Here is a 26,331-nt window from a genome sequence, read left to right as displayed (position 1 = left end):
TGCTGTCGCCCTTCAACGCAATACCGAGGTTAGGCAATGCCTAAGCGTACAGACATACAAAGCATTCTCATCATTGGCGCCGGCCCGATCATCATCGGCCAGGCGTGCGAGTTCGACTATTCCGGCGCGCAAGCTTGCAAAGCGCTGCGCGAAGAGGGCTATCGCGTCGTTCTCGTGAACTCCAACCCGGCCACGATCATGACCGATCCGGGCACGGCCGACGTCACCTACATCGAGCCGATCACGTGGCAGGTCGTCGAGCGCATCATCGAAAAGGAGCGCCCCGACGCATTGCTGCCGACGATGGGTGGTCAGACTGCGCTCAATTGCGCGCTCGACCTCGCGAAGAATGGCGTGCTCGAGAAGTACGGTGTCGAATTGATCGGCGCGTCGCGCGACGCGATCGACAAGGCCGAGGATCGCCTCAAGTTCAAGGACGCGATGACCAAGATCGGCCTCGGTTCGGCCCGTTCCGGCATCGCCCACAGCATGGAAGAAGCCCTGCAGGTGCAGGGCGGCATCGGCTTCCCGGTCATCATCCGCCCGTCCTTCACGCTCGGCGGCACCGGCGGCGGCATCGCCTACAACATGGAAGAGTTCGACGAGATCTGCAAGCGCGGGCTCGAGGCGAGCCCGACCAATGAACTCCTGATCGAAGAATCGCTGATCGGCTGGAAGGAGTACGAGATGGAAGTCGTCCGCGACCGCGCGGACAACTGCATCATCGTGTGCTCGATCGAGAACCTCGATCCGATGGGTGTCCACACCGGCGACTCGATCACGGTCGCGCCCTCGCAGACGCTCACCGACAAGGAATACCAGATCCTGCGTAACGCCTCGATCGCAGTGCTGCGCGAGATCGGCGTCGACACCGGCGGCTCGAACGTCCAGTTCGCGATCAGCCCGAAGGACGGTCGCATGATCGTGATCGAGATGAACCCGCGTGTGTCGCGCTCGTCGGCGCTCGCCTCGAAGGCGACCGGCTTCCCGATCGCCAAGGTCGCCGCCAAGCTCGCCATCGGCTACACGCTCGACGAACTCAAGAACGACATCACCGGCGGCGCCACGCCTGCGTCCTTCGAGCCCTCGATCGACTATGTCGTTACCAAGATCCCGCGTTTCGCGTTCGAAAAGTTCCCGCAAGCCAACGACCGCCTCACGACCCAGATGAAGTCGGTCGGCGAAGTGATGGCGATGGGTCGCACCTTCCAGGAGTCGTTCCAGAAGGCGCTGCGCGGCCTCGAAGTCGGGGTCTATGGCTTGGACGAAGTCGAAGCCGATCGCGAAGACCTTGAGCATGAACTCGCCAACCCGGGTGCCCAACGCATCTGGTACGTCGGCCAGGCGTTCCGCGAAGGCTACACGCAGGAGCAGGTTTTCAACCTGACCAAGATCGACCCGTGGTTCCTCGCCCAGATCGAGGATATCGTGTTGACCGAGAAGGCGCTGACGGGTCGTTCGCTGAAGGCGATGCCGGCAGCCGAAATGCGTGGTCTGAAGCGCAAGGGCTTCTCCGACCGTCGTCTTGCCAAGCTCCTCGGCGTCGATGAGACTGCGGTCCGTTTGCACCGTCAGGCGCAGGGCGTGCGCCCGGTATTCAAGCGCGTCGATACCTGCGCGGCGGAGTTCTCGACCTCGACCGCGTACATGTACTCCTCGTACGAAGACGAGTGCGAAGCGCGTCCGACCGACAAGAAGAAGATCATGGTCCTCGGCGGCGGTCCAAACCGGATCGGCCAGGGCATCGAGTTCGACTATTGCTGCGTCCATGCTGCGCTCGCGCTGCGCGAAGACGGCTACGAGACCATCATGGTCAACTGCAACCCGGAAACCGTGTCGACCGACTACGACACCTCCGACCGCCTATACTTCGAGCCGATTACGCTCGAGGATATCCTGGAGATCGTGCACATCGAGAAGCCGGTTGGCGTGATCGTCCAGTTTGGTGGCCAAACCCCGCTCAAGCGTGCTCAGGCACTCGAAGAGAACGGCGTGCCCATCATCGGCACCAGCCCCGACATGATCGACGCGGCAGAGGACCGCGAGCGCTTCCAGAAGCTGCTCAACGATCTCGGCCTCAAGCAGCCCCCCAACCGGACGGCGCGCACGCCCGAGCAGGCGGTGCGCCTCGCGGCCGAAATCGGTTACCCGCTGGTGGTGCGCCCGAGCTACGTGCTTGGCGGCCGCGCGATGGAAATCGTGCATGAGCAGAAGGACCTCGAGCGCTACATGCGCGAAGCCGTCAAGGTTTCGAACGAATCGCCGGTTCTGCTCGACCGCTTCCTGAACGACGCCACCGAAATCGACGTCGATGCGCTGTCCGATGGTCAGCAGGTCATCATCGGCGGCATCATGGAACACATCGAACAGGCTGGTGTTCACTCCGGTGACTCGGCATGCTCGCTGCCCCCGTACACGCTGTCTCCGCGTCTGCAGGATGAGCTGCGCCGCCAAACCGAGGCAATGGCGCGTGCGCTGAACGTCTGCGGCCTGATGAACGTCCAGTTCGCGATTCAGGGCGAAGGCAACGATGCGACGGTTTACGTCCTCGAAGTCAATCCCCGCGCGTCGCGTACGGTTCCCTTTGTCTCGAAGGCATGCGGCCTGCCCCTGGCAAAGATTGCGGCTCGCTGCATGGCCGGGCAAAGCCTCGCCAGCCAAGGTGTCACGGGCGAAATCGTGCCGCCCTATTATTCCGTCAAGGAAGCCGTCTTCCCGTTCGTCAAGTTCCCCGGCGTCGACACCATTCTCGGGCCGGAAATGAAGTCGACGGGCGAGGTCATGGGCGTGGGCCGGAGCTTCGCCGAGGCCTTCGTGAAGGCGCAGCTTGCCGCCGGCGTCAGGCTGCCCAAGTCCGGCACGGCATTCATTAGTGTCAAGCCGGCGGACCGTGGCGTTGCCGTCGAGGTCGCACGTGAGCTGCACGAGCTCGGCTTCAGCCTCGTTGCCACGCGCGGTACCGCATCTGCAATCGACGCGGCGAACATCCCGGTCACGGTCGTCAATAAGGTCAACGAAGGTCGGCCGCATATTGTCGACATGATCAAGAACAACGAGCTGAGCTTCGTCATCAATACGGTCGAGGAAAAGCGTCAGGCGATCGTGGATTCGCGCTCGATCCGTACGAGCGCGCTAGCCGCCAAGCTGACGCTCTTCACGACGATCGAAGGCGCGCGGGCTGCCTGCATGGGCATGCGCCACATCGACGAACTCGAAGTCTATGGCCTGCAATCACTGCACGCCGAACTCAATCCTGCATCATGATCAAGACACCTCTTACCGTAAATGGCGCGGAGCAACTCCGCGTCGAACTACACCGACTGAAGACCGTCGAGCGGCCGAACGTGATTGCGGCGATCGCAGAGGCGCGTTCGCATGGGGACCTTTCGGAGAATGCCGAATACGACGCGGCCAAGGAGCGTCAGGGCTTTCTCGAAGGGCGGATCAAGGAGCTCGAGGCGAAGCTCTCCAACGCACAGATCATCGATCCGCGCCTGCTCGATGCCGACGGGCGCTGCGTATTCGGTGCCACGGTGGAACTCGAGGATATGGAATCGAGCTCCACTGTGACTTACCAAATCGTCGGCGACGATGAGGCGGATGTGAAGGAAAACAAGATTTCCATCAGCTCGCCCATCGCACGTGCGCTGATCGGAAAGTATGCGGGAGATATCGCCGAGGTTCAGGCGCCCGGCGGCGTTCGTGAGTACGAAGTCATCGACGTACGTTACGAATGAGGCTCTGGCGGATCGCTGACATGCAGCGGTCCGCCAGAATTCCCGACGCGGGAGTTACTTGCCGCGGCCAGGGCCTGCAGGGCGGTTCAGTTTGCGTTTGAACTTCTCGGCGCTGCGGCGCTTGTCGGCGGAAGCCTTGATCATCGCCGCGCGGCGGGCCGCTGCCGCAAAGGCGCTGGCCGATTTTGCCTTGGCGCCGCCGCCGGATTTGGCGGTTGTTGTTTCCACACCAGGGCGAGCGGAAGATTCCTCCTCCCGGCGATCGCGCCACACGACAAGAATGTTACCGATGTGCTGTACTGGCGATGCTTCGACGGCATGGCAGATCGACTGCATCAGTTCGTCACGAACCTTGCGTTCCGCCCCTTGAACCTTGATCTTGATGAGTTCGTGTGCCTGCAATGAGCGCTCGATCTCACTCAGCACTGTCGGCGTCAGTCCGTTTCCGGCGACCGTAACGACAGGATTCAGGTGGTGGGCGGCGGCACGCAGCTCCCGCCGACGGGTTGGAGACAGCTCGATCATGTTTTTCTCAAAATTTTCAGGGACATGGATTTTACTCCCATGAAGCGGACCAAGACCAGCAAGGCATGGATGCAGGAGCACGTCAACGATGCTTATGTGCAGCGTGCGAAGAGCGAGGGGTATCGCTCGCGGGCTGCCTACAAGTTGATGGAGATCGACGAACGGGATCACCTCCTGAAGCCCGGCATGGTTGTCGTGGATCTGGGAGCGGCCCCCGGTTCCTGGTGCCAAGTGGCAACGAGGCGCGTTGGCGCCGCCGGCAAGGTGTTCGCGCTGGATCTGTTGCCAGTGGAGCCCATGGCAGGCGTCGATTTCATCCAGGGCGATTTTCAGGACGATGCCGTGCTTGAGGAACTGGAGGCACGGCTCGCCGGTCAGCCTGTCGACATCGTGTTGTCCGATATGGCGCCGAACATGTCCGGGATCGACACCGCCGATCAGGCGCGCTCGATTTATCTCGGCGAGTTGGCACTGGATTTTTCGACCCGCCACCTCAAGATAGGGGGGAGCTTCCTGATCAAGGTTTTCCAGGGTGCCGGATTCATGGAGTTTCGTAACGAAGTAGCGAGACACTTCTCGACGCTTCAGGTGCGGAAGCCAAAAGCGTCCCGGGACCGTAGTCCGGAAGTGTATTTGTTGGGTCTGCGGCGAAAGGCAGAATGAGTGCAGGAGCGACGCGCGTGCCAGCGATTGGCGCCGTTGATGACGTTGATTGGTTTACGTCGCGGAACGTTCGCCACTAGAATGGGTCCATATTGAGCCCCGAGTCCCGGACGGGCTGACAAGGAAAGAAGTTGAATAATCTCTTCAAGAATCTTGCGATCTGGATGGTTATCGGCGTCGTGCTGATGACGGTATTCAACCAGTTCAATTCGCGCCAGGCTGCGACCAATACCATGGAGTATTCGCAGTTCCTCGAGGAGGCGAAGGCTGGCCGCGTTGCGAAGGCCACGATCGACGGGCGCGTTGTGCGTGCGGTCACGCAGGAAGGCCGGCAGGTGACGGTCTACACGCCCGGAGTGCAAGATATCTGGATGGTGTCGGATCTCATCCGGGCCGGTGTCGCAGTCAACGCGACCAAGCCCGAGGAAGAGCAGTCCTTCCTGATGAGCATCTTCGTCTCGTGGTTCCCGATGCTGCTGCTCATCGGCGTGTGGATCTTCTTCATGCGCCAGATGCAGGGCGGAGGACGCGGCGGCGCATTCTCGTTCGGCAAGTCCAAGGCGCGCATGCTCGACGAGTCTGCTAACTCGGTCACTTTCGTTGACGTCGCCGGTTGCGACGAGGCCAAAGAGGAAGTCTCTGAACTGGTCGACTTCCTACGCGACCCGTCGAAGTTCCAGAAGCTGGGCGGACATATTCCGAAGGGCGTCCTGATGGTTGGTTCGCCTGGTACGGGTAAGACGCTGCTCGCCAAGGCTATTGCCGGCGAGGCCAAGGTGCCGTTCTTCTCGATTTCCGGCTCGGATTTCGTCGAGATGTTCGTCGGTGTCGGTGCGGCGCGCGTGCGCGACATGTTTGAGCAGGCCAAGAAGCACGCCCCTTGCATCATCTTCATCGACGAGATCGACGCGGTCGGTCGCCAGCGCGGTGCTGGGATGGGCGGGGGCAATGATGAGCGTGAGCAGACGCTCAACCAGTTGCTCGTCGAAATGGACGGCTTCGAAGGTCAGACCGGCGTGATTGTCATCGCTGCGACCAACCGACCGGACGTGCTCGACCCTGCGTTGCTTCGCCCGGGACGATTCGACCGTCAGGTGGTTGTGCCGTTGCCCGATATCCGTGGTCGCGAACAAATTCTCAAGGTCCACATGCGCAAGGTCCCGATCGCTCCGGACGTCGAACCGATCGTGCTTGCGCGCGGGACTCCTGGATTTTCGGGTGCGGATCTCGCCAACCTGGTCAATGAGGCGGCTCTCTTTGCCGCTCGCGGTAACAAGCGTCTTGTCGACATGGAGGATTTCGAACGAGCCAAGGACAAGATCATGATGGGGGCGGAGCGCCGTTCGATGGTGATGCCCGAGGAAGAGCGCCGCAACACGGCCTACCACGAGTCCGGCCATGCTGTCGTCGCCAAGCTCCTCGATCGCACCGATCCGGTCCACAAGGTCACGATCATTCCGCGTGGGCGCGCTCTCGGTGTCACCATGCAGCTTCCCGAGCAGGACCGTTACAGTCAGGACCGCGAACGCCTGCTGCAGACGATTGCCGTGCTGTTTGGCGGCCGGATCTGTGAAGAAATCTTCATGAATCAGATGACCACTGGCGCGTCCAATGACTTCCAGCGAGCCACCGATCTTGCCCGGCGCATGGTTACGCAGTGGGGGATGTCGGATAACCTCGGACCGATGGTGTATGGCGAAGAAGAGGGAGAAATCTTCCTCGGCCGCCAAGTGACGACCCACCGCAACGTATCGGAAGCGACGATGCAAAAGGTGGATGCGGAGATTCGTCGGATCATCGATCAGCAGTACGCCTTGGCGCGGCGCCTGATTGAAGAGAACAAGGATAAGATCGAGGCCATGACCCACGCCCTGCTTGAGTGGGAAACGCTCGACGCGGACCAGATCGACGATATCATGGCCGGCCGCTCGCCGCGGGCGCCAAAGCCGACGTCGCTTCCGCTTCGTCGGTCGCGTGGAGACGATGCCCCGGGCGCTGCGCCGACTGCTGCAGCCCCGGTTGCGTGATCCCCTCTGGCAGCTCTGTATGTAAATCAGGCCGGCGCAAGCCGGCCTGATGCTTTTCGGGAGACTTGAATGCAATTCCTGCAATGTGGTCGTTTCAGGCTCGACCTCGAGCAACCGCGCATCATGGCGATCATCAATACGACGCCGGATTCATTTTCCGGTGACGGCGTCGGACGGGACCTGGACTTGGCCTTGCGAAGAGCGGAGTTGGCCGTCGCGGAGGGGGCCCATTTGCTCGATCTCGGCGGCGAATCAAGCCGCCCCGGTGCGGATCCGGTTTCCGAGCAGGAAGAGCTGGACCGCGTGGTTCCACTCGTCGAACGATTGGCGGACTGGCCGGTTCCCGTGTCGGTCGATACGTTCAAGCCTGAAGTCATGCGCGCCGTGCTGGCAGCGGGCGCCAGCCTCGTCAACGACATCAACGGATTCCGGGCCGCTGGAGCGGTCGAGGCGGTCCACGACTCGGATGCCGCTCTCTGTGTCATGCACATGAAGGGCGAGCCTCGCAACATGCAGAAAGACCCGCAATACGATGATGTCGTCTCGGAGGTGCTGAATTTCCTCGAGGAGCGTGTCGGCGTGTTGCTCGAGGCGGGCATTGCGCGCGAACGCTTGGTGCTTGATCCCGGGTTTGGTTTTGGCAAGACGCTGGACCACAACCTCGCGCTGATGCGCGCCTTGGACCGCTTCGTCGCGACAGGCTACCCGCAGCTGATCGGCGTCTCGCGCAAGACCATGATCGGTACGATTACCGGGAGGCCCACCGCCGAGCGCGTCACTGGCAGCGTAGCGGCCGCCATGATATGCGTGGAACTGGGCGCGAGAATCGTGCGTGTTCATGATGTCGCCCAGACTCGCGATGCCCTCGAGGTGTGGCAAGCGGTCCGGCAGCCTCGCATCAGCGCAGAGCCTTGAATCAATCGTTGATGAGATAATTCACGTTTCTAAACTGATGCGGAAAGTGCGATGGCGCGCAAATATTTCGGTACTGACGGTGTGCGTGGGCGTGTCGGCGACTCTACGATTACTCCTGAGTTTGTCATGCGGTTGGGCTACGCCGCGGGAATTACGCTCGTGGGGCGTGAGCAATTGCCTCGTGGCGAACGTCCCTCCATCCTGATCGGCAAGGACACTCGTGTCTCAGGATATATGCTCGAAGCCGCCCTGGAAGCTGGATTTGCGGCTGCCGGAGTGGATGTGCTGCTTGCCGGTCCCGTGCCCACCCCGGCGGTAGCCTATCTGACGCGGGCTTTGCGCCTGCAGGCTGGCGTCGTGATTTCGGCCTCCCACAATCCGTATTTCGACAACGGCATCAAATTTTTTTCCGCTAGCGGGACCAAGCTGCCCGACGCGGTCGAAGAGGAGATCGAAGCTCGGGTCGATCAGCCGATGTCCTGTGTCGAGGCGGCGCGGCTGGGGCGCGCCCGGCGCATCGGAGATGCTGCCGGGCGCTATATCGAATTTTGCAAGAGTACGTTTCCGAACGAACTGGATCTGCGCGGCCTGCGGATTGCCGTCGACTGCGCCCACGGCGCCGCCTACCACATCGCACCGAGCGTGTTCCACGAACTGGGCGCAGAGGTCGTCACCGTCGGCGTCGAGCCCAACGGTCTGAATATCAACGACCGTTGTGGTGCGACGCATCCCGAAGCGCTGCGAGCGGCCGTACTCGAGCAAGGGGCGGACATCGGTATCGCACTCGACGGTGACGGAGATCGCGTGATGATGGTCGACAGTCGGGGCGATATCTACGACGGCGACAAGCTGTTGTACGTAATCGCGGCGGCGCGTAAGGCGACCGGGTCCCTGGATGGCGTGGTTGGCACCCTGATGAGCAATCTCGGCTTCGAGCACGCGGTGTTGCGACTCGGCGTGCCATTCGCTCGCGCGAAGGTCGGTGACCGATACGTGCTTGAGTTGATGCATCAACAGGGATGGAAGCTCGGTGGCGAGAATTCAGGGCATATTATTTGCCTCGACAGGCACTCTACCGGCGACGGCATCATCTCGGCTCTACAAGTACTCGCAGCACTCAAGCAGCACCGGCAGACGCTCGACGAGGCATGTGCCGACCTCGTCTTCTATCCGCAGAAGCTGATCAACGTGCGCCTTCCCGCAGGGTTCGACTGGCGGTCGGATAAGGGCATAGACGCCGCGCGGGAGGCGGCGGAGCGTCAACTGGGAGAGCGTGGGCGCGTGCTGTTGCGGCCGTCGGGCACCGAGCCGCTACTGCGTGTGATGGTCGAAGGCGCCGATGGGGCGGAGGTGGATTTGCTTGCCGGGAAAATTGCGGATTGCGTGCGGGGAGCGACGGAAGGGCTTTGCTGAAGCCGAAATATGAACTGTCACATTGCTGAAATGTCCGCCGTCTACAGTATGCCTCGTCCCAAAGATGGGGCAGGCTGATGAGGCTTGGTCTCAGGATCGGTTTCACAGCCTGGTCGAAGAGCACCCACCTGCAAGTCGGGTGCGATCATTTCCCAGGAGAATCAAGATGCCCAGTTTCAAACTCGCTGCCGCAGTCGCAATCCTCTTCTCCGGGATTCAGACTGCTGCGCACGCGCAGGCGGTCGTAAAGATTGACGGTTCGAGCACCGTATTCCCGATAACGGAGGCTGTTGCCGAAGACTTCCAGAAGTCCACGAAGGGCGCCGTGAAGGTCACTGTCGGCATTTCGGGAACCGGGGGCGGTTTCAAGAAATTCTGCCGGGGCGAGACGGATATTTCCGACGCATCGCGCCCGATCCTGAAGCAGGAAATGGAGGCGTGCGCCCAGGCCGGTATCAAGTATTTTGAACTCCCGGTCGCCTTCGATGCCCTCACCGTCGTCATCAACCCCAAGAACACGTTTATCAAGCAACTCAATGCCGAGCAGCTCAAAAAGATGTGGGAGCCGGCCGCCCAGGGCAAGGTAACGACCTGGAAGCAGGTGGACGCATCATTCCCCGATGTTCCGTTGAAGCTCTTCGGGCCGGGTGCGGATTCGGGTACCTTTGACTACTTTACCGAAGCGACGGTTGGCAAGGCCAAGTCTTCGCGTGGCGATTACACGGCATCGGAGGACGATAATGTCCTCGTGCAGGGTGTGTCGCGCGACGTGAACGCGATCGGCTACTTCGGTTACGCGTATTACGTTGAAAACCAGGGCAAGCTGAAGGCCGTTCCGATCGTGAACAAGGCTGGTCAGGCGGTTGAGCCGGGCCCGAAGGCGGTGATCGACGGCTCCTACAATCCGCTGTCGCGGCCGATCTTCATCTACGTCAGCGAGAAGGCGATGCAAAAGCAGGAAGTGCGCGAATTTGTCACTTTCTACATGAAGAATGCCGCCAAGCTGGCTACCGAGGTCAAGTACGTTCCATTGCCCGCCAAGGCGTATGACACTGCGCTGGAGCATGTGAGCAAGAAGAAGCTGGGTACCGTTTTTGGTGGCGAGGCCGAAGTGGGCGTGACCATCGATGCACTCCTGAGCCGCGAATCGAAGCTGTGATGCAGTGGATGGGGTACGGGACAATCCTGTACCCCATCGATGTGACCGATCCGAAGCATGCGAGATATCAATCCAGTGAATTCCTCTGTGGCCGTACCGCCTGTGCCTTTGGTCGTCAGCGATCGATTGGCACGGAAGGCTTTGCGCAATAGCCGCGAGCGCGTCATCGAGGCGCTGCTGTTTTGCGCCGCTAGCGTTTCCGTCGTTACTACCCTGGGGATCGTTTGGATCCTTGTCGCCGAATCCCTTCGGTTTTTCGAGAGTGTGTCGGTCTGGTCGTTCCTGACGGACACCATGTGGACGCCGCTTTTTGCTGAGCCGCGCTATGGCATTCTCCCGCTGCTGTCCGGGACGCTGACGACGTCGATGGTCGCGCTGCTCGTCGCGATTCCCCTTGGTACGACGATCGCAATCTATCTGTCGGAGTTTGCCAAGCCTGCCGTTCGTGAGATCGTCAAGCCTTTCCTTGAGTTGCTCGGCAGCATCCCGACGATCATTTACGGCTATTTTGCGCTTGTCGTCGTCATCCCGATGTTGCAGCTGTTGATTCAGGATCTTGCCGGATTCAACATGCTCGGCGCCGGCATCGTCATGGGTATTGCCATCATTCCCTACGTCAGTTCCCTCGCCGAGGACGCCATGCGCGCAGTGCCGATGAGCATGCGCGAAGGTTCCTACGCAATGGGTGCGACGAAGCTCCAGACCGCCCTCCGTGTTGTTCTTCCTGCTGCGCTGTCCGGCATCCTTTCCGCCTACATCCTCGGCATTTCCCGTGCCGTGGGTGAAACGATGATCGTCGCGGTGGCTGCAGGAATGCAGCCGAATTTCACGATCAATCCGCTGGAGTCGGCGCAAACCATTTCGGCTTACATCGTTCAGGTCGCTCTTGGGGACTTGCCCCATGGATCGATCGGCTACCAGTCGATTTTCGCAGCAGGTCTGAGCCTGATGCTGATGACGCTGGCACTCAATCTTGTCGGCCACATTTTGCGCCGCCGCTTCCGCGAGGCCTACTGAGGAGGCGACATGAATTTTGCTGAAATTTCGCTTATCAGGCGCATTATTCGGCGCAACAAGCGCTGGGACATCGTGTTCGCGGTTGCCGGCTTTCTTGCGCTAATGCTGGGTGTGCTGACGTTTGTGGGACTGTTTGCCCAGATGGCCTACGCTGGTTGGGATCGCCTGACCCCGGAGTTCTTCACCAACTTCCCGTCCCGGCGGGCGTCTCAGGCAGGCATCCTGTCTGCGTGGGTCGGATCGCTGCTGGTGATGCTCGTCACGGCCATTTCCGCTGTCCCGCTGGGCGTGGCGGCAGGCGTCTACCTCGAAGAATACGCACGGAAGAACATCGTCACGGACATCATCGAAATCAATGTCACCAATCTCGCAGGCGTACCGTCCATCGTTTACGGACTGCTCGCCCTCGGGGTGTTCGTTTACGGATTCGGGTTTGGTCAAAGCATCCTCTCTGCGGGGCTGACGCTCGGTTTGCTGATCCTTCCCGTCGTTGTCGTCGCGACCCGCGAAGCGATCCGGGGCATTCCGCAGCATATTCGGGAAGCCGCCTACGGCCTCGGTGCGACGCGCTGGCAGGTGACCCGCGACCATATCGTGCCTTATTCGCTGCCGGGCATCCTCACCGGCGTAATCATCGGCATGTCGCGTGCCATCGGTGAGACTGCTCCGATCATTACGATCGGCGCCCTGACGTTTATCGCGTTTCTACCCGAGGCCCCGATCGGCCCGGACTTCCCTTGGATCAACTTCGCTTGGTTGAAGTCCGGTTTTACGGTCATGCCGATCCAGATGTTCAACTGGACGTCGAGGCCGGAAGAGGCATTCCAGCAAAATGCGGCAGCAGCAGGCTTCATCCTGGTCTTGATGACCTTGGCGATGAATGCAGTGTCGATCTGGATCCGTTATCGCTTGCGTAAGGACATCAAATGGTGAGCAGCGTGGAAGAGCAAGTTGGCAAGCCGACCGGTGGTGCAGGGAGAGGTGGCAATGTGCGTGGGTCGATAGGGCAGCCTTCGGTAGCCAACGCTGCCCGGGAGAAGGTGCTGCCCGTCAAAGCGATCGTGGAGGATTTTAGCTTCTATTACAGTGACTTCAAGGCGCTCAAATCGATCTCGCTTCCCGTGTTCGAGAAGCGAGTCACGGCCCTGATCGGCCCGTCGGGATGCGGCAAGTCGACTCTGTTACGATCCTTCAATCGCATGCACGACCTTTATCCGGGCAATCGGTACGAAGGCGTGATTCGCCTGCACCCGGACAACACGAATTTGCTTGACGCCGCCGTCGATCCGATCGAAGTGCGTATGCGAATCGGGATGGTGTTCCAGAAGCCGAATCCGTTCCCGAAGTCGATCTACGAGAACGTCGCCTACGGTCTCAGAATCCGGGGAGAGCGTAGTAAATCCGCAATCGATGACCGCGTTCAGGAAGCGCTGAAGGGTGCGGCCCTGTGGACTGAGGTGGAGCGCCGCCTCCATGAGCCCGCAACCGCCCTGTCTGGCGGCCAGCAGCAGCGCTTGTGCATCGCGCGTTGTCTGGCGACCGATCCGGAAGTGCTGCTCTTCGACGAACCGACGTCCGCGCTCGATCCCATCGCTACCGCAAGTATCGAAGACCTCATTCACGAGCTGCGCGAAAAGGTCACGATCCTCATCGTCACCCACAACATGCAGCAGGCCGCTCGCGTGTCGGACTTCACTGCATACATGTATCTCGGTGAGCTGATGGAGTTCGGGGAAACCAGTCAGATTTTTGTGAATCCTCGCCGGAAAGAAACGGAAGACTATATTACCGGTCGCTTCGGCTAATCGGCGCCACGGCTGTTCAATGCCGGCTGCCGAAGGTGATGCTAGCGCGTTGGATGTCGAACCCTACGTCTCCTGTGGCGGGAGGAGCTCAGCCTCTTCCCGCTGCGACGCTTGCACTGCAAGAGTGTGAGTGGCTGCATGGCTTTTGCCGAAATCCACGCCTCAGGATAGAATAAAAGAATTTGCTGGGGCTAAGGGATGAAGGGCAAGCTTGTCGTCGGCAATTGGAAGATGAACGGCGACCGAAGCGGCAACCGCTCATTGCTGGAGCAGATTGTCGGCGCGATGCCTTCAGGGCTTGCATGTGCCGTCAGCGTGCCGTTCCCGTTTCTGGAGCAGGCCGAAGGACTGCTGGAAGGAAGTGGGATTGCGCTTGCGGCACAGAACGTTAGTGAGTTCAGCGGTGGAGCGTACACCGGTGAGGTCAGTTGTTCGATGCTCGCCGATTTTTCGGTGAAGTACGTCATCGTTGGGCATTCTGAGCGGCGTAGCATGTTTGGTGAGAGCGACGAAGTCGTGGCGCGCAAGGCGCTCGCCGTTGTTCGTTCCGGTTTGACGCCAATTATTTGCGTCGGGGAGACTTTGGGCGAGCGCGACGCGGGTGCGGTCGAAGCCGTTCTTATGCGCCAACTGGATGCCGTCCGTGCGGCTCTTGATCCGGAGCTGTTGCAAAAAGTGGTCATCGCATATGAGCCAGTCTGGGCAATTGGGACGGGAAGGGCGGCTTCCGGCGACCAAATTCAAGACGTTCTCGCCTTTATTCGTCGTTGGCTTGCTGCTCACGTGCATGATGCATCCAGTATCGCCATTCTCTATGGTGGGAGCGTCAAAGCCGACGGTGCGGGCGCTTTGTTCAGATTGCCCGATGTCGATGGCGGATTGATTGGCGGAGCTTCTCTCGACGCGTCTCAGTTTCTTGAAATCTGCAGGGCGGCTGCGGGCGCCTCGCAACGGGTGGTCGATTAAATAAGGATTTGTAATGGGTAATTATATTTTTTCAATCGTGTTGACGATCCACGTGCTGGTAGGCCTAGGTGTTATTGGGCTTGTGCTGATGCAGCATGGCAAGGGAGCTGATGCGGGTGCGGCATTCGGTAGTGGTGCTTCAGGAAGTGTGTTTGGTGCTTCAGGGTCCGCTAACTTCCTCAGTCGAACCACTGCGGTCCTCGCGGCCGTGTTCTTCATGACGAGTTTGGGTCTCAGCTATCTGGCAAGCAGTAAGCCGAAGCAGCAGCCGACGAGCATCATGCAGGGTGTTGCACCGGCGCCCGCGCCGGCTGCCGGCGAGGCTCCATCGAGCGAAAGCGGTCAGGATTCGAAGGCTCAGTCGATTCCAAAGTAAGCACACTTTTGCCTTTGCGCAGCGCGGAAAAAGTCGTATAATTTTCGAGCTGTAACGAACGACGTGCCGACGTGGTGAAATTGGTAGACACGCCATCTTGAGGGGGTGGTGGCGCAAGCCGTGTGAGTTCGAGTCTCACCGTCGGCACCAGCATATCTGAATCGCCCGCGCATGCGGGCGTTTTCATGCCGAGAGGCAGGAAGTAAAACTAAAACAAACCGACAATTGACGGGGTGTCACGCAATGCTGGAAAACTACTTTCCTGTTCTGATGTTCATCCTCGTGGGTCTTGGTGTGGGCATAGTGCCTCTCATTCTTGGGCGCGTTCTTGCGCCCTATCGCCCGGATAGCGAAAAGCTGTCTCCGTACGAGTGCGGTTTCGAGGCGTTCGAAGACGCGCGCATGAAGTTCGACGTGCGCTATTACCTCATCGCGATTCTTTTCATTCTGTTCGATCTCGAGATCGCCTTTCTGTTTCCGTGGGCGACAGTCTTCCAGGAATTCATTGCGGCCGGTCAGGTCGCCTGGTTCGTATTCGGTTCGGTAATGGTTTTTCTTGCCGTTCTGGTTATCGGCTATATCGTCGAGTGGAAAAACGGTGCGCTCGACTGGGAGTGATGCATGAGTATTGAGGGCGTCTTTCGCGAAGGATTTGTCACTACATCCCTGGATGCAGTGATTAACTGGACGCGTACTGGCTCGCTGTGGCCAATGACTTTCGGTCTTGCGTGCTGTGCGGTCGAAATGATTCATGCAGGCTGTTCGCGTTATGATCTTGACCGTTTCGGCGTTGTCTTCCGGCCCAGTCCGCGTCAGTCCGATCTGATGATCGTAGCAGGCACGCTCTGTAACAAGATGGCGCCTGCATTGCGCAAGGTTTACGAGCAGATGGCGGAACCCCGTTGGGTGATCTCGATGGGCTCCTGCGCCAATGGTGGCGGCTATTACCACTACTCGTATTCGGTGGTTCGGGGCTGCGACCGGATCGTTCCGGTTGATGTCTATGTGCCGGGCTGCCCCCCGACGGCCGAAGCGCTGCTCTACGGCATTATCCAGCTGCAAAACAAGATCAAGCGCACGAACACCATAGCGCGGTGATGGGTGGATTTATGAGTGCGAAGCTAGAACGTCTCGGTCAGGTCCTTCAGGAAGTCTTTGGTGACCGGCTGCGCTCCCTTGTTCTCGATCGCGGTGAAGTCACGATCGAGGTGTCTGCCGGTGATTATCTTGCCGTTGCGCAGGAGCTGAAGAATCATCCGGAGCTCGCCTTCGAGCAGCTGGTCGATCTCTCTGGTCTGGATTATTCCGCTTACGGAAATGCGCCTTGGGAAGGTCGGCGTTTTGCCGCGGCTGCGCATTTGCTCTCGGTTTCCAAGAACTGGCGCGTGCGTTTGCGTGCCTTTGCCGACGAAGACGAGTTTCCCGTGCTGGAGTCACTAGTCGGTATCTGGCCCAGTGCGAACTGGTATGAGCGCGAAACCTTCGATTTGTACGGCATCATGTTCAGCGGTCACCCCGATCTGCGTCGGATCTTGACGGACTATGGTTTCGTCGGTCATCCGTTCCGCAAGGATTTTCCGATTTCTGGTTACGTGGAAATGCGTTACGACCCTGAGCAGGGGCGTGTCGTTTATCAGCCTGTGACGATCGAGCCGCGTGAAAACACGCCGCGCATTGTTCGCGAAGACAATTACGGGGATGTCGGCCATGGCTGAGATTCGCAATTACACCATCAACTTTGGTCCGCAGCACCCGTCCGCGCACGGCGTGCTCCGTCTGGTGCTGGAACTCGATGGCGAAGTCGTCGAGCGTGCAGACCCGCATATCGGGCTGCTGCATCGTGGTACCGAAAAACTCGCCGAGACGCGTACCTGGATCCAGTCGGTCCCGTATATGGATCGACTCGACTACGTCTCGATGATGTGCAACGAGCACGCCTATTGCATGGCAATCGAGAAATTGCTCGGTCTCGAGGTGCCAATCCGCGCGCAATACATTCGCGTGATGTTCGATGAAATCACGCGGATCCTGAATCACCTTCTCGGTATCGGTACGCACGCGCTCGATATCGGTGCGATGACGATGGTGCTTTACACCTTCCGCGAGCGCGAGGATCTGCTCGACGTGTACGAGGCCGTTTCCGGGGCGCGTTTGCATGCCGCTTATTACCGGCCGGGCGGTGTATATCGCGATTTGCCGGACCGCATGCCGCAGTATCAGGTCAACAAGTTCAAGAACGCGAAGACGGTTCAAGAACTCAATGAAAGCCGGCAGGGTTCCATGCTGGATTTTCTTGAGGACTTCACCAACCGTTTCGACGGCTATTGCGACGAGTATGAAACTCTGCTCACCGACAACCGGATCTGGAAGCAGCGTACGGTCGGGATCGGTGTCGTTTCGCCGGAGCAGGCGAAGGCGCTCGGTTTCACCGGAGTCATGCTTCGGGGTTCGGGCGTGGCCTGGGATCTGCGTCGCAAGCAGCCGTACGAAGTTTACGATCAGGTAGATTTCGATGTGCCCCTCGGCAAAAACGGGGACTGCTACGACCGCTATCTGTGCCGTATGGAAGAGATGCGTCAATCGAACCGCATCATCAAGCAATGCATCGCTTGGTTGCGCGCGAATCCCGGGCCGGTTATTGCCGATAATCACAAGGTTGCACCGCCGCCGCGCGAACGCATGAAAGCCAACATGGAAGAGCTGATTCACCACTTCAAGCTCTTCACCGAAGGGATGCATGTGCCGAAGGGCGAGGTCTATTCGGCAGTGGAGCATCCGAAGGGTGAATTCGGTGTTTATGCGGTTTCCGATGGCGCGAACAAGCCGTATCGCCTGAAGTTGCGTGCGCCTGGATTTGCGCACCTGGCAGCGATGGACGAAATGGCACGGGGCCACATGATCGCCGACGTGGTCGCCATCATCGGAACGATGGATATCGTGTTCGGCGAAATCGATCGCTGAACGCAGCGAACTTAAGAACATCGGCAGGCAACGCGGGAAGACGAGTACGAAATGCTGAGTCAGGAATCGCTACAACAGATTGATCGCGAGATCGCCAAGTATCCACCGGATCAAAAGCAGTCTGCGTGCATGTCAGCGCTGCGCATTGCGCAGGTCGAAAAAGGCTGGCTTCCGAAGGACGTCATCGAATTTGTCGCCGGGTATCTCGGGATGCCTGCGATTGCTGCGTTCGAAGTCGCCAGTTTCTACAACATGTACGACCTCGAACCCGTCGGCCGCCACAAGATCACGGTGTGCACCAATTTGCCCTGTGCGCTATCGGGCGGGGTGCATGCGGCAACGTATCTCAAGGAAAAGCTGGGTATCGATTTCAACGAGACGACGGCCGACGGCATGTTTACGCTGAAAGAAGGCGAGTGCATGGGGGCCTGTGGCGATGCGCCGGTGTTGCTGGTCAATAACCATCGCATGTGCAGCTGGATGACTAAGGAAAAGATCGACCAGATGCTGGCGGAGCTGGAAAGCAAATGAGCGCAGGCGGACTGATTCTCGCCGGACTGGACGGCGATCGTACTTGGGGGCTTCAGGATTATGTTGCGCGCGGGGGCTATTCGGCGCTGCGCAAGATAATCGACGAAAAGATTGCGCCGGAAGCCATCATTGCGGAACTGAAGGCGTCGTCGCTGCGCGGGCGCGGTGGCGCCGGGTTTCCCACCGGCCTCAAGTGGAGCTTCATGCCGCGTTCCTTCCCCGGGGCGAAGTACCTTTGCTGTAACTCCGACGAAGGTGAACCGGGCACGTTCAAGGACCGAGATATCCTGCGCTACAACCCCCATACGGTTATCGAGGGGATGACGATCGCGGCCTATGCAATGGGCTGCGAGCGCGGATACAACTACATTCACGGCGAAATTTTCGAAGTTTACCAACGCTTCGAAGAGGCGCTCGCTGAGGCGCGCGAAGCCGGGTTGCTCGGAAAGAATATCCTGGGTTCCGAATTCTCCTTTGATCTGTTTGCACACCACGGTTACGGCGCATATATCTGCGGCGAAGAAACCGCGTTGCTGGAGTCGATCGAAGGCAAGAAGGGACAGCCGCGATTCAAGCCCCCGTTCCCCGCGAGCTATGGTCTGTATGGCAAGCCGACCACGATCAACAACACCGAGACTTTTGCGTCGGTGCCGTTCATCGTGAATATGGGTGGCGAAGGCTTCCTGAATCTCGGCAAGCCGAATAACGGCGGTACCAAGCTTTTCTCCGTTTCCGGTCACGTCAATCGACCCGGGAATTACGAAGTGGCGATGGGTACTCCCTTTGCCGAGCTGCTCGAAATGGCAGGCGGCATGCGTGGCGGCCGCAAGTTGAAGGCGGTCATTCCCGGTGGTTCGTCTGCGCCCGTGGTTCCCGGTAGCGTCATGATGGACTGTACGATGGACTACGACTCGATCTCGAAAGCTGGGTCGATGCTTGGCTCCGGAGCGGTCATCGTCATGGACGAGACCACCTGCATGGTGAAGGCGCTCGAACGGCTGTCGTATTTCTACTTCGAAGAATCCTGCGGACAATGTACGCCTTGCCGTGAGGGCACCGGCTGGCTGTACCGCGTCGTCCATCGGATCGAGAACGGTCTTGGCCGTTCCGACGATCTGGATCTTCTGAATTCCGTTACTGGAAACATCATGGGTCGCACGATTTGCGCGCTCGGTGACGCTGCGTCGATGCCCGTCCAGAGCTTCGTGAAGCATTTCGGCGACGAATTCCAGTACCACATCGAAAACAAGAAATGTCTAGTGCCTCCCGAAGTTCAACATTCGGGCAGCCAAATCTACGTGAGACCGTGATGCTAGAGATCGAAATCGACGGCAAGCAGGTGACGGTCGAGGATGGCAGCACCATCATGGATGCTGCTACCAAGACCGGTGCTTTCATCCCGCACTTCTGTTATCACAAGAAACTCTCGATTGCCGCCAATTGCCGTATGTGCTTGGTGCAGGTTGAGAAGGCGCCGAAGCCGCTGCCGGCCTGCGCGACCCCCGTCACCAATGGCATGAAGGTCTGGACGAGGTCGGAACAGGCGATCAAGGCACAAAAGGGCGTCATGGAGTTTCTGCTGGTCAACCATCCGCTCGACTGTCCGATCTGTGACCAAGGTGGTGAGTGCCAGCTTCAGGATTTGGCAGTTGGCTACGGTGGCAGCCAGTCGCGTTACCAGGAAGAGAAGCGCGTCGTTCTCAGTAAGAACTTGGGGCCGCTCGTCGCCACGGACATGACTCGCTGCATCAATTGCACGCGCTGTGTTCGTTTCACGACAGAAATCGCCGGTGAAATGGAACTGGGCCAGGCGTTTCGCGGAGAGCATGCGGAAATCATGCCGTTCGTCGAGCGGACGGTCGATTCCGAACTTTCCGGAAATATCATCGATCTGTGCCCGGTCGGTGCACTGACGTCGAAGCCGTTCCGCTTCGCCGCGCGGACGTGGGAGTTGTCCCGCCGCAAGTCTGTCAGCCCGCATGATTCGCTGGGGGCGAATCTGATCGTTCAGGTTAAGCACGATGCGGTGAAACGCGTTCTGCCTCTCGAAAACGAAGAGGTGAACGAGTGCTGGCTCACGGACAAGGATCGCTTTTCGTATGAAGGGCTTAGCAGCGACGACCGGCTGACTGTTCCCATGCTCAAGGAAGGTGGGGCGTGGAAGCAGACCGATTGGCAGACTGCGCTCGAGTTCGTTGCAAACGGGCTGCGGAAGACCAGCAAGGAAAATGGACCTGGCGCAATCGGTGCGTTGGCATCGCCGCATTCCACGCTTGAGGAACTGCATCTCCTGCAGAAGTTTACTCGCGCGATCGGCTCGGACCACGTGGATTTCCGTCTGCGCCAGAGTGATTTCCGCGCGGACGGATACCGCGAAGGCGTCCCGTCGCTCGGCATGTCGATCGCAGACGTCTCGAGCCTGAGTCGCTTGCTGGTCATTGGAAGTTTCCTGCGCAAGGACGCGCCGCTCCTCTGTCAGCGTGTTCGACAAGCCGCGAAGCGTGGGCTCGAAGTGAGTGCGGTCGATTCGGCGGCTGATGATTGGAAGCTACCGGTCCGGAATCGTGCTGTGGTCGCTCCGTCTGCAATCGTTACGACGCTTCTCGAGGTTCTTTCCGCGCTTGCGAGCGAAAAGGGCGTGCCGGTCTCCGAGGAGTTTGCCGGACAGTTGCCGTCGGTAATCGGCGACGAAGCGCGCGCAATCGCACGCAGTCTGTCCAGCGGTCGCAAGTCTGCTGTTTGGCTCGGCAATCTGGTGGTGCAGAGTGAGAATGCAGCCGACATCCAGCTGGTCGCGCAGGAGATTGCGCGCGTTGCTGGTGCGAGTTATGGCGTGATCGGCGAGGCTGCGAACAGCGTGGGTGGATATTTGGTTAAGGCTCATCCGCTTGTCGGCGGGCTGAATGCGCGCCAAATGCTGGAACAGCCCCGGAAGGCCTACCTGCTTTTGAACGCCGAACCGGACATGGATTTCGCGGACCCCGTTGCAGCGATGGCGGCCCTTGGCTCGGCGCCCTTGGTTGTGGCGATGACGGCGTTCAAGTCGGCTTCGCTGCTCGCGACGGCGGACGTTCTGCTCCCGGTGGCTCCTTTCACCGAAACGTCGGGCACATTTGTGAATTGCGAAGGCCGTGCCCAGAATTTCCACGCGGTTGCTCGTCCCCTTGGCGAGACCCGACCGGCATGGAAGGTCCTTCGTGTGCTCGGCAACCTGTTCAAGTTCGACGGGTTCGAGCAGAACGACTCCGAAGCCGTCGCCGCCGAGGTCCTTGGTGAAGAAATCGCTTCGCGCTTGTCGAGCCGCATCTCCGGTTTGTCGTTAGCGCCCGCTGCCTCCGCTTCTGCCGGGCTGGAGCGCGTCAGTGACGTGCCGATGTATGCCGCCGACCCCCTGGTCCGCCGCGCAGTCTCGTTGCAGAAGACCAGAGATGCCAAGGCCGCCCCGGTTCGCGCGAGCGCTTCGACGTTGAGCGCACTGGGTATCGACGCTGGCGCGCGCGTTCGTGTGAGGCAAGGTGGTGCGGCCGTGGAGTGCAAGGTCGTTGCCGATGATTCGGTTGCTGCCAACTGCGTCCGAATCGCTGCTGCTCATCCTGAGACTGTTGCGCTGGGCGCGATGTGCGGCCAGATCAGCCTGGAGCGAATCTAATGGAAGCGTTGCTTGAACCGGTATCACAGTTTTTCGGCCCAACCTGGCCGCTGGTGTGGACCCTCGCCAAGATCGTGGCCGTTGTCGCTCCGCTGATGATCGGCGTCGCGTATCTGACCCTTGCCGAGCGAAAGGTGATCGGCTACATGCAGGTCCGGATCGGTCCAAACCGAGTTGGTCCGAAAGGGCTGCTGCAGCCGATGGCGGACGGCATCAAGCTGCTCCTTAAGGAAATCATCGTTCCGTCGGGCGCGAGCAAGGGCTTGTTCATTGTCGGGCCGATCATGGCCATTGCCCCGTCGCTGGCTGCTTGGGTTGTGGTTCCGTTCGGTGACGGGCTGGTGCTTTCGAATCTTAACGCCGGCTTGTTGTTCCTGATGGCGATCACGTCGATGGAAGTCTACGGCGTCATCATCGCCGGGTGGGCGTCGAACTCGAAGTACGCGTTTCTCGGGTCGATGCGCGCGGCGGCACAAATGGTGTCGTACGAAGTGGCGATGGGCTTCGCACTGATTTGCGTGCTGATGGTCTCCGCGAGTCTCAATCTCTCCGACATAGTGAATTCGCAAGGGCATGGCCGATTCGCCGACATGGGTTTTTCGATCCTGTCGTGGAACTGGCTGCCGATGTTCCCGATGTTCGTGGTTTATCTGATCTCGGGTATCGCCGAGACCAACCGTGCGCCGTTCGACGTCGTCGAAGGCGAATCCGAAATCGTTGCCGGCCACATGGTCGAGTATTCGGGAATGGCGTTCGCGCTGTTCTTCCTCGCCGAGTACGCGAATATGTTCCTCGTGTCGGCAATGACCTCGACGCTCTTCCTGGGCGGGTGGCTGTCGCCGTTCAGCGCATTCCCCGACGGGTTCCTGTGGCTGGCGCTCAAGACTGCGTTCATCTTGTTCCTGTTTCTGTGGGCTCGAGCGACATTTCCGCGTTTCCGGTACGACCACATCATGCGGTTGGGCTGGAAGGTATTCATTCCTATCACCCTGGTTTGGGTGCTCGTGGTGACGGTGTGGATGATGTCCCCGCTGTCGATCTGGAAGTGAGGGGCCTTTGATGGGTGCGAAGGATTACATCGGTAGCCTGTTCCTCAAGGAACTGATTAAGGGCATGGCGCTTACGGGGCGACACCTGTTTGCGCGAAAAATTACGGTCCAGTTTCCGGAAGAGAAGACTCCTCAGAGTTCTCGTTTCCGTGGGCTGCACGCCTTGCGTCGCTACCCGAACGGCGAGGAGCGCTGCATCGCGTGCAAGCTGTGCGAAGCGATTTGTCCGGCGATGGCCATCACGATCGAATCGGATCAGCGGGACGACGGTTCGCGGCGTACGACACGGTATGACATCGATCTGACGAAATGCATCTTCTGCGGCTTCTGCGAAGAGGCTTGCCCGGTGGATGCGATCGTCGAGACGCGTGTGTTCGAGTATCACGGCGAGCAGCGCGGCGACCTTTACTACACGAAGCAGATGCTGCTTGCGGTCGGTGACCGGCACGAGGCGCAGATTGCCGCCGACCGCGAAGCCGATGCCAAGTATCGCTAAGGGAAAGCCTTAGGGCGCCACGGGAAAGAGCATGGAATTCAAAACCTTTGTCTTTTACGTACTCTCGGCAATCATGGTCTTCGCCGGGCTGAGAGTCATTACTGCGAGGAACCCGGTGCATGCCGCGTTGTTCCTTGTGCTCGCCTTCTTCACTGCGGGCGGGATCTGGCTGCTTCTGGCTGCCGAGTTCCTCGCCATCGTGCTGGTGATGGTCTATGTCGGGGCAGTGATGGTCCTGTTCCTGTTTGTCGTCATGATGCTCGACATCAACATCGACAGACTGCGTGAAGGCTTCTGGAGTTATCTGCCGGTCGGTGCGTTGATTGGGGCCCTGCTGGTGGTCGAAATGGCACTTGTGCTGGGAGGGCGCTATTTCGGTCTCGAAGCCATGCCGGAACCGCCGGCCGCGCTAGCCGGCTACAGCAATACCCGCGAACTGGGGCGCTTGCTGTACACGGACTATGCGTACCCGTTCGAACTTGCCTCGTTGCTGCTGCTCGTCGCGATGGTAGTGGCAGTCACGCTGACGCTGCGTACGCGCAAGGGTATCCGTCGGGTGGATCCGGCGGTGCAAGTGGCAGTCAAGCGTGCTGATTGCGTCGAACTGGTTTCGATTCCGGTCGAAAAAGAATAAGAACGTGCCGGGTGGCTTTCACCCGGCGCAACGAGGGAGTTAATGATGCTTTCGCTTTCCCATTACCTCATCCTGGGCGCGATCCTCTTCGCGATCAGCGTGGTCGGGATTTTCCTGAACCGAAAGAATCTGATCGTGCTGCTGATGGCCATCGAACTGATGTTGCTCGCGGTCAACCTGAATTTCGTCGCGTTCTCCCATTATCTGGGTGATCTTGGCGGGCAGATTTTCGTTTTCTTCATTCTCACGGTGGCAGCAGCTGAATCGGCGATCGGTCTCGCGATTTTGGTGGTGCTGTTCCGCAATCTGCGGACGATTCATGTGGATGATCTGGACAGCCTCAAGGGTTAAGGAAGCGTCGCGATGACGGACATGCAAAAGCTCTATCTCGTTGTACCGCTAGCGCCGTTGGCGGGAGCAATTCTGGCGGGGTTGTTCGGCAAGATCATCGGTCGCGCCGGCGCCCATATCGCCACGATTCTGGGGGTCGCGATCGCCTTCGCGGCATCGGTCGTGATCTTCCAGGACGTCCAGGCCGGTAATACGTTCAACGGGACGGTATACACGTGGATGAAGAGCGGGAACCTCACGTTCGAGGTTGGTTTCCTGGTTGATTCGCTTACGGTCATGATGATGTTGGTCGTGACCTTCGTGTCGCTGATGGTGCATATCTACACGATCGGCTACATGCATGAAGATCCTGGATATCAGCGCTTCTTCAGCTACATCTCGTTGTTCACGTTCTCCATGCTGATGCTCGTCATGGCGAACAATTTCATGCAATTGTTCTTCGGCTGGGAAGCCGTCGGTTTGGTGTCCTACCTGCTGATCGGTTTCTGGTACGAACGTCCGACCGCCATCTACGCGAACCTGAAGGCCTTTCTGGTCAACCGCGTCGGCGACTTCGGTTTTCTGCTTGGAATCGGTCTCATTGCAGCGTACGCGGGAAGCCTGAACTACGCAGAGGTGTTCGCGAAGGGCGGTGAGCTGGCTGCGCAAGAAATGGCAGCGACGGGCTGGCCCTTGATCACGGCGATCTGTATCTGCCTGTTCATCGGTGCGATGGGCAAGTCGGCGCAGGTTCCGCTTCACGTGTGGCTGCCGGACTCGATGGAAGGTCCGACGCCGATTTCGGCACTGATTCACGCGGCGACCATGGTTACCGCAGGCATCTTCATGGTGGCGCGGATGTCGCCGCTGTTCGAACTGTCGGACGTCGCGCTGTCGTTCGTGTTGGTCATCGGCGCCACGACCGCTCTGTTCATGGGTTTCCTCGGCATCGTCCAGAACGACATCAAGCGCGTCGTTGCGTATTCGACGCTTTCGCAGCTCGGCTACATGACTGTTGCGCTTGGTGCGTCGGCGTATTCCGCGGCGGTGTTCCACCTGATGACGCACGCGTTCTTCAAGGCGCTGCTGTTTCTTGGCGCCGGCTCGGTGATCATCGGCATGCACCATGATCAGGATATGCGCAACATGGGGGGGCTGTGGAAGTACATGCCGATCACCTGGGTCACGTCGCTGCTCGGTTCGCTCGCGTTGATCGGTTTCCCGTTCTTCGCAGGCTTCTACTCGAAGGACTCGATTATCGAGGCGGTCCACGCGTCCCATATTCCCGGTTCGAGCTACGCGTTCTTCTGTGTGATGCTCGGGGTTTTCGTCACTGCGTTCTACTCGTTCCGGATGTACTTCCTTGTGTTCCATGGCGAGGAACGGTTCGGCAAGGCTCACGGCGCACATCACGATCACGAGGGTGACCACGACGACGAGGAGGTGTCGGCCGATCACCATCACGGTCTGGCTCCCGGGCAAAAGCCGCACGAGTCGCCATGGGTCGTGACGTTGCCGCTGGTGCTGCTCGCAATTCCTTCTGTCGTGATCGGTTTCTTCACCATCGAACCGATGCTGTTTGGATCTTGGTTCAAAGGTGTGATCCACATTGCCGAGTCGCATGAAGCGATGGCGGAACTGGCTCACGAATTTGATGGACCGGTTGCGATGGCGCTGCATGGTGTTACGTCGCTACCGTTCATGCTGGCCATGAGTGGTGTTGCTGTCGCCTGGTTCTTTTACATGGTCCGGCCGGATATCCCGGCGAAGATTCAACGCGCATTCAGCCCGGTGCATACGCTGCTCGAGAACAAGTACTTCTTCGACCGGTTCAACGAGGTGTTCTTCGCGGGCGGTGCGCGTCTTCTGGGCCGTGGCCTTTGGAAGGCCGGCGACCAGGCGGTGATCGACGGCATGGCGGTCAATGGCACGGCAAGGCTGGTGGGGTGGGTCGCACAGGTCAGCCGTCTGTTCCAGACTGGGCACCTCTATCAGTACGCCTTTGCAATGATCATTGGGGTCTTCATCCTGCTGACCTTCTGGTTCAACGTAGGTTGATCAGCGGGGGCGATTGGTGA

At 59.3% G+C, this 26,331-nt stretch carries 25 protein-coding genes and 1 tRNA gene; 25 read left to right on the top strand and 1 reads right to left on the bottom strand.

Annotation, left to right across the window (positions count from 1 at the left end; genetic code table 11):
* Positions 1 to 36 precede the first annotated feature (36 nt).
* Both carB and greA read left to right on the top strand, forming a co-directional pair.
* Positions 37 to 3,264 carry a carbamoyl-phosphate synthase large subunit gene (gene carB / locus AZKH_RS15240; protein WP_015436684.1) on the top strand — a complete coding sequence of 1,076 codons (3,228 nt, stop codon included), beginning with the start codon at positions 37 to 39 and terminating at the stop codon, positions 3,262 to 3,264.
* Positions 3,261 to 3,737 carry a transcription elongation factor GreA gene (gene greA / locus AZKH_RS15235; RefSeq protein ID WP_015436683.1) on the top strand — a complete coding sequence of 159 codons (477 nt, stop codon included), beginning with the start codon at positions 3,261 to 3,263 and terminating at the stop codon, positions 3,735 to 3,737. Before carB ends, greA begins: the two co-directional genes overlap by 4 nt.
* A gap of 54 nt (positions 3,738 to 3,791) precedes the next feature.
* Here greA and AZKH_RS15230 read toward each other — a convergent pair whose 3' ends face one another.
* Entirely contained in the window at positions 3,792 to 4,262 is a 471-nt protein-coding gene (locus tag AZKH_RS15230; RefSeq protein ID WP_015436682.1) for a YhbY family RNA-binding protein, read from the bottom strand.
* Positions 4,263 to 4,301: 39 nt separating this feature from the next.
* Between AZKH_RS15230 and AZKH_RS15225 the strand changes: the two genes are divergently transcribed.
* The 23 genes from AZKH_RS15225 (at position 4,302) to nuoL (ending at position 26,311) form a co-directional block, all read left to right on the top strand.
* The gene (locus tag AZKH_RS15225; protein WP_041656243.1) at positions 4,302 to 4,925 is read left to right on the top strand and encodes an RlmE family RNA methyltransferase; all 624 of its coding nucleotides are present in this window, start codon (positions 4,302 to 4,304) and stop codon (positions 4,923 to 4,925) included.
* 131 nt (positions 4,926 to 5,056) lie between these two features.
* Positions 5,057 to 6,952: an ATP-dependent zinc metalloprotease FtsH gene (gene ftsH / locus AZKH_RS15220; protein ID WP_041656241.1), complete on the top strand. Its 1,896-nt coding sequence runs from the start codon at positions 5,057 to 5,059 to the stop codon at positions 6,950 to 6,952.
* Between the two features lie 69 nt (positions 6,953 to 7,021).
* Positions 7,022 to 7,867 (top strand): dihydropteroate synthase, encoded by an 846-nt coding sequence (folP, locus tag AZKH_RS15215; RefSeq protein WP_015436679.1) that lies wholly within the window; start codon positions 7,022 to 7,024, stop codon positions 7,865 to 7,867.
* A gap of 51 nt (positions 7,868 to 7,918) precedes the next feature.
* Positions 7,919 to 9,280 carry a phosphoglucosamine mutase gene (gene glmM / locus AZKH_RS15210; RefSeq protein WP_015436678.1) on the top strand — a complete coding sequence of 454 codons (1,362 nt, stop codon included), beginning with the start codon at positions 7,919 to 7,921 and terminating at the stop codon, positions 9,278 to 9,280.
* Positions 9,281 to 9,446: 166 nt separating this feature from the next.
* On the top strand, positions 9,447 to 10,439 hold the full coding sequence (locus tag AZKH_RS15205) for a PstS family phosphate ABC transporter substrate-binding protein (protein WP_015436677.1): 993 nt from the start codon (positions 9,447 to 9,449) through the stop codon (positions 10,437 to 10,439).
* Positions 10,440 to 10,496: 57 nt separating this feature from the next.
* Positions 10,497 to 11,456: a phosphate ABC transporter permease subunit PstC gene (gene pstC, locus AZKH_RS15200; RefSeq protein WP_041656240.1), complete on the top strand. Its 960-nt coding sequence runs from the start codon at positions 10,497 to 10,499 to the stop codon at positions 11,454 to 11,456.
* 9 nt (positions 11,457 to 11,465) lie between these two features.
* Positions 11,466 to 12,389, top strand: a complete 924-nt coding sequence (gene pstA, locus AZKH_RS15195) for a phosphate ABC transporter permease PstA (RefSeq protein WP_015436675.1) — start codon at positions 11,466 to 11,468, stop codon at positions 12,387 to 12,389.
* Positions 12,383 to 13,261, top strand: a complete 879-nt coding sequence (gene pstB, locus AZKH_RS15190; RefSeq protein WP_015436674.1) for a phosphate ABC transporter ATP-binding protein PstB — start codon at positions 12,383 to 12,385, stop codon at positions 13,259 to 13,261. The genes pstA and pstB overlap by 7 nt, the downstream gene beginning before the upstream one ends.
* Before the next feature lie 198 nt (positions 13,262 to 13,459).
* The gene (gene tpiA / locus AZKH_RS15185) at positions 13,460 to 14,227 is read left to right on the top strand and encodes a triose-phosphate isomerase (protein ID WP_015436673.1); all 768 of its coding nucleotides are present in this window, start codon (positions 13,460 to 13,462) and stop codon (positions 14,225 to 14,227) included.
* A 13-nt stretch (positions 14,228 to 14,240) separates the two neighbouring features.
* Positions 14,241 to 14,603: a preprotein translocase subunit SecG gene (secG, locus tag AZKH_RS15180; RefSeq protein ID WP_015436672.1), complete on the top strand. Its 363-nt coding sequence runs from the start codon at positions 14,241 to 14,243 to the stop codon at positions 14,601 to 14,603.
* Positions 14,604 to 14,668: 65 nt separating this feature from the next.
* Positions 14,669 to 14,753, top strand: a tRNA-Leu gene (locus AZKH_RS15175).
* Positions 14,754 to 14,846: 93 nt separating this feature from the next.
* A complete protein-coding gene (gene ndhC / locus AZKH_RS27315) occupies positions 14,847 to 15,221 on the top strand; it encodes an NADH-quinone oxidoreductase subunit A (protein ID WP_015436671.1) in 375 nt (124 codons plus the stop codon).
* A 3-nt stretch (positions 15,222 to 15,224) separates the two neighbouring features.
* Positions 15,225 to 15,701, top strand: a complete 477-nt coding sequence (locus AZKH_RS27310) for an NADH-quinone oxidoreductase subunit B family protein (RefSeq protein WP_018992218.1) — start codon at positions 15,225 to 15,227, stop codon at positions 15,699 to 15,701.
* Positions 15,702 to 15,712: 11 nt separating this feature from the next.
* On the top strand, positions 15,713 to 16,318 hold the full coding sequence (locus tag AZKH_RS15160) for an NADH-quinone oxidoreductase subunit C (RefSeq protein WP_041656234.1): 606 nt from the start codon (positions 15,713 to 15,715) through the stop codon (positions 16,316 to 16,318).
* Entirely contained in the window at positions 16,311 to 17,564 is a 1,254-nt protein-coding gene (locus tag AZKH_RS15155; protein WP_015436667.1) for an NADH-quinone oxidoreductase subunit D, read from the top strand. Before AZKH_RS15160 ends, AZKH_RS15155 begins: the two co-directional genes overlap by 8 nt.
* Positions 17,565 to 17,615: 51 nt before the next feature.
* Entirely contained in the window at positions 17,616 to 18,095 is a 480-nt protein-coding gene (nuoE, locus tag AZKH_RS15150) for an NADH-quinone oxidoreductase subunit NuoE (RefSeq protein ID WP_015436666.1), read from the top strand.
* On the top strand, positions 18,092 to 19,405 hold the full coding sequence (nuoF, locus tag AZKH_RS15145; protein WP_015436665.1) for an NADH-quinone oxidoreductase subunit NuoF: 1,314 nt from the start codon (positions 18,092 to 18,094) through the stop codon (positions 19,403 to 19,405). Before nuoE ends, nuoF begins: the two co-directional genes overlap by 4 nt.
* Positions 19,405 to 21,744: an NADH-quinone oxidoreductase subunit NuoG gene (gene nuoG / locus AZKH_RS15140; RefSeq protein ID WP_015436664.1), complete on the top strand. Its 2,340-nt coding sequence runs from the start codon at positions 19,405 to 19,407 to the stop codon at positions 21,742 to 21,744. Before nuoF ends, nuoG begins: the two co-directional genes overlap by 1 nt.
* Complete coding sequence (gene nuoH / locus AZKH_RS15135) at positions 21,744 to 22,793, top strand: NADH-quinone oxidoreductase subunit NuoH (protein ID WP_015436663.1); 1,050 nt, start codon at positions 21,744 to 21,746, stop codon at positions 22,791 to 22,793. The genes nuoG and nuoH overlap by 1 nt, the downstream gene beginning before the upstream one ends.
* Before the next feature lie 10 nt (positions 22,794 to 22,803).
* A complete protein-coding gene (gene nuoI, locus AZKH_RS15130) occupies positions 22,804 to 23,289 on the top strand; it encodes an NADH-quinone oxidoreductase subunit NuoI (protein ID WP_015436662.1) in 486 nt (161 codons plus the stop codon).
* A 31-nt stretch (positions 23,290 to 23,320) separates the two neighbouring features.
* A complete protein-coding gene (locus AZKH_RS15125) occupies positions 23,321 to 23,923 on the top strand; it encodes an NADH-quinone oxidoreductase subunit J (RefSeq protein ID WP_041656232.1) in 603 nt (200 codons plus the stop codon).
* A 42-nt stretch (positions 23,924 to 23,965) separates the two neighbouring features.
* Complete coding sequence (gene nuoK, locus AZKH_RS15120) at positions 23,966 to 24,274, top strand: NADH-quinone oxidoreductase subunit NuoK (protein ID WP_015436660.1); 309 nt, start codon at positions 23,966 to 23,968, stop codon at positions 24,272 to 24,274.
* Between the two features lie 12 nt (positions 24,275 to 24,286).
* Positions 24,287 to 26,311: an NADH-quinone oxidoreductase subunit L gene (gene nuoL, locus AZKH_RS15115; RefSeq protein ID WP_015436659.1), complete on the top strand. Its 2,025-nt coding sequence runs from the start codon at positions 24,287 to 24,289 to the stop codon at positions 26,309 to 26,311.
* Positions 26,312 to 26,331 lie beyond the last annotated feature (20 nt).

Source organism: Azoarcus sp. KH32C, assembly GCF_000349945.1.
Lineage (GTDB): Bacteria > Pseudomonadota > Gammaproteobacteria > Burkholderiales > Rhodocyclaceae > Aromatoleum.
Note: the sequence above shows the minus strand (reverse complement) of the source record. Positions and strands in the feature narration are given on the sequence as shown.

What these genes read in the sequence shown, in the direction of transcription:
- ndhC (WP_015436671.1), top strand. Translation starts at nt 14,847, where the DNA reads ATGCTGGAAAACTACTTTCCTGTTCTGATGTTCATCCTCGTGGGTCTT.
- pstC (WP_041656240.1), top strand. Translation starts at nt 10,497, where the DNA reads ATGCGAGATATCAATCCAGTGAATTCCTCTGTGGCCGTACCGCCTGTG.
- tpiA (WP_015436673.1), top strand. Translation starts at nt 13,460, where the DNA reads ATGAAGGGCAAGCTTGTCGTCGGCAATTGGAAGATGAACGGCGACCGA.
- pstB (WP_015436674.1), top strand. Translation starts at nt 12,383, where the DNA reads ATGGTGAGCAGCGTGGAAGAGCAAGTTGGCAAGCCGACCGGTGGTGCA.
- AZKH_RS15230 (WP_015436682.1), bottom strand. Translation starts at nt 4,262, where the DNA reads ATGATCGAGCTGTCTCCAACCCGTCGGCGGGAGCTGCGTGCCGCCGCC.
- nuoG (WP_015436664.1), top strand. Translation starts at nt 19,405, where the DNA reads ATGCTAGAGATCGAAATCGACGGCAAGCAGGTGACGGTCGAGGATGGC.
- glmM (WP_015436678.1), top strand. Translation starts at nt 7,919, where the DNA reads ATGGCGCGCAAATATTTCGGTACTGACGGTGTGCGTGGGCGTGTCGGC.
- secG (WP_015436672.1), top strand. Translation starts at nt 14,241, where the DNA reads ATGGGTAATTATATTTTTTCAATCGTGTTGACGATCCACGTGCTGGTA.
- nuoL (WP_015436659.1), top strand. Translation starts at nt 24,287, where the DNA reads ATGACGGACATGCAAAAGCTCTATCTCGTTGTACCGCTAGCGCCGTTG.
- AZKH_RS15225 (WP_041656243.1), top strand. Translation starts at nt 4,302, where the DNA reads ATGAAGCGGACCAAGACCAGCAAGGCATGGATGCAGGAGCACGTCAAC.
- folP (WP_015436679.1), top strand. Translation starts at nt 7,022, where the DNA reads ATGCAATTCCTGCAATGTGGTCGTTTCAGGCTCGACCTCGAGCAACCG.
- nuoF (WP_015436665.1), top strand. Translation starts at nt 18,092, where the DNA reads ATGAGCGCAGGCGGACTGATTCTCGCCGGACTGGACGGCGATCGTACT.
- nuoI (WP_015436662.1), top strand. Translation starts at nt 22,804, where the DNA reads ATGGGTGCGAAGGATTACATCGGTAGCCTGTTCCTCAAGGAACTGATT.
- pstA (WP_015436675.1), top strand. Translation starts at nt 11,466, where the DNA reads ATGAATTTTGCTGAAATTTCGCTTATCAGGCGCATTATTCGGCGCAAC.
- nuoH (WP_015436663.1), top strand. Translation starts at nt 21,744, where the DNA reads ATGGAAGCGTTGCTTGAACCGGTATCACAGTTTTTCGGCCCAACCTGG.
- AZKH_RS15205 (WP_015436677.1), top strand. Translation starts at nt 9,447, where the DNA reads ATGCCCAGTTTCAAACTCGCTGCCGCAGTCGCAATCCTCTTCTCCGGG.
- AZKH_RS15125 (WP_041656232.1), top strand. Translation starts at nt 23,321, where the DNA reads ATGGAATTCAAAACCTTTGTCTTTTACGTACTCTCGGCAATCATGGTC.
- AZKH_RS15160 (WP_041656234.1), top strand. Translation starts at nt 15,713, where the DNA reads ATGAGTGCGAAGCTAGAACGTCTCGGTCAGGTCCTTCAGGAAGTCTTT.
- carB (WP_015436684.1), top strand. Translation starts at nt 37, where the DNA reads ATGCCTAAGCGTACAGACATACAAAGCATTCTCATCATTGGCGCCGGC.
- greA (WP_015436683.1), top strand. Translation starts at nt 3,261, where the DNA reads ATGATCAAGACACCTCTTACCGTAAATGGCGCGGAGCAACTCCGCGTC.
- nuoE (WP_015436666.1), top strand. Translation starts at nt 17,616, where the DNA reads ATGCTGAGTCAGGAATCGCTACAACAGATTGATCGCGAGATCGCCAAG.
- AZKH_RS27310 (WP_018992218.1), top strand. Translation starts at nt 15,225, where the DNA reads ATGAGTATTGAGGGCGTCTTTCGCGAAGGATTTGTCACTACATCCCTG.
- AZKH_RS15155 (WP_015436667.1), top strand. Translation starts at nt 16,311, where the DNA reads ATGGCTGAGATTCGCAATTACACCATCAACTTTGGTCCGCAGCACCCG.
- nuoK (WP_015436660.1), top strand. Translation starts at nt 23,966, where the DNA reads ATGATGCTTTCGCTTTCCCATTACCTCATCCTGGGCGCGATCCTCTTC.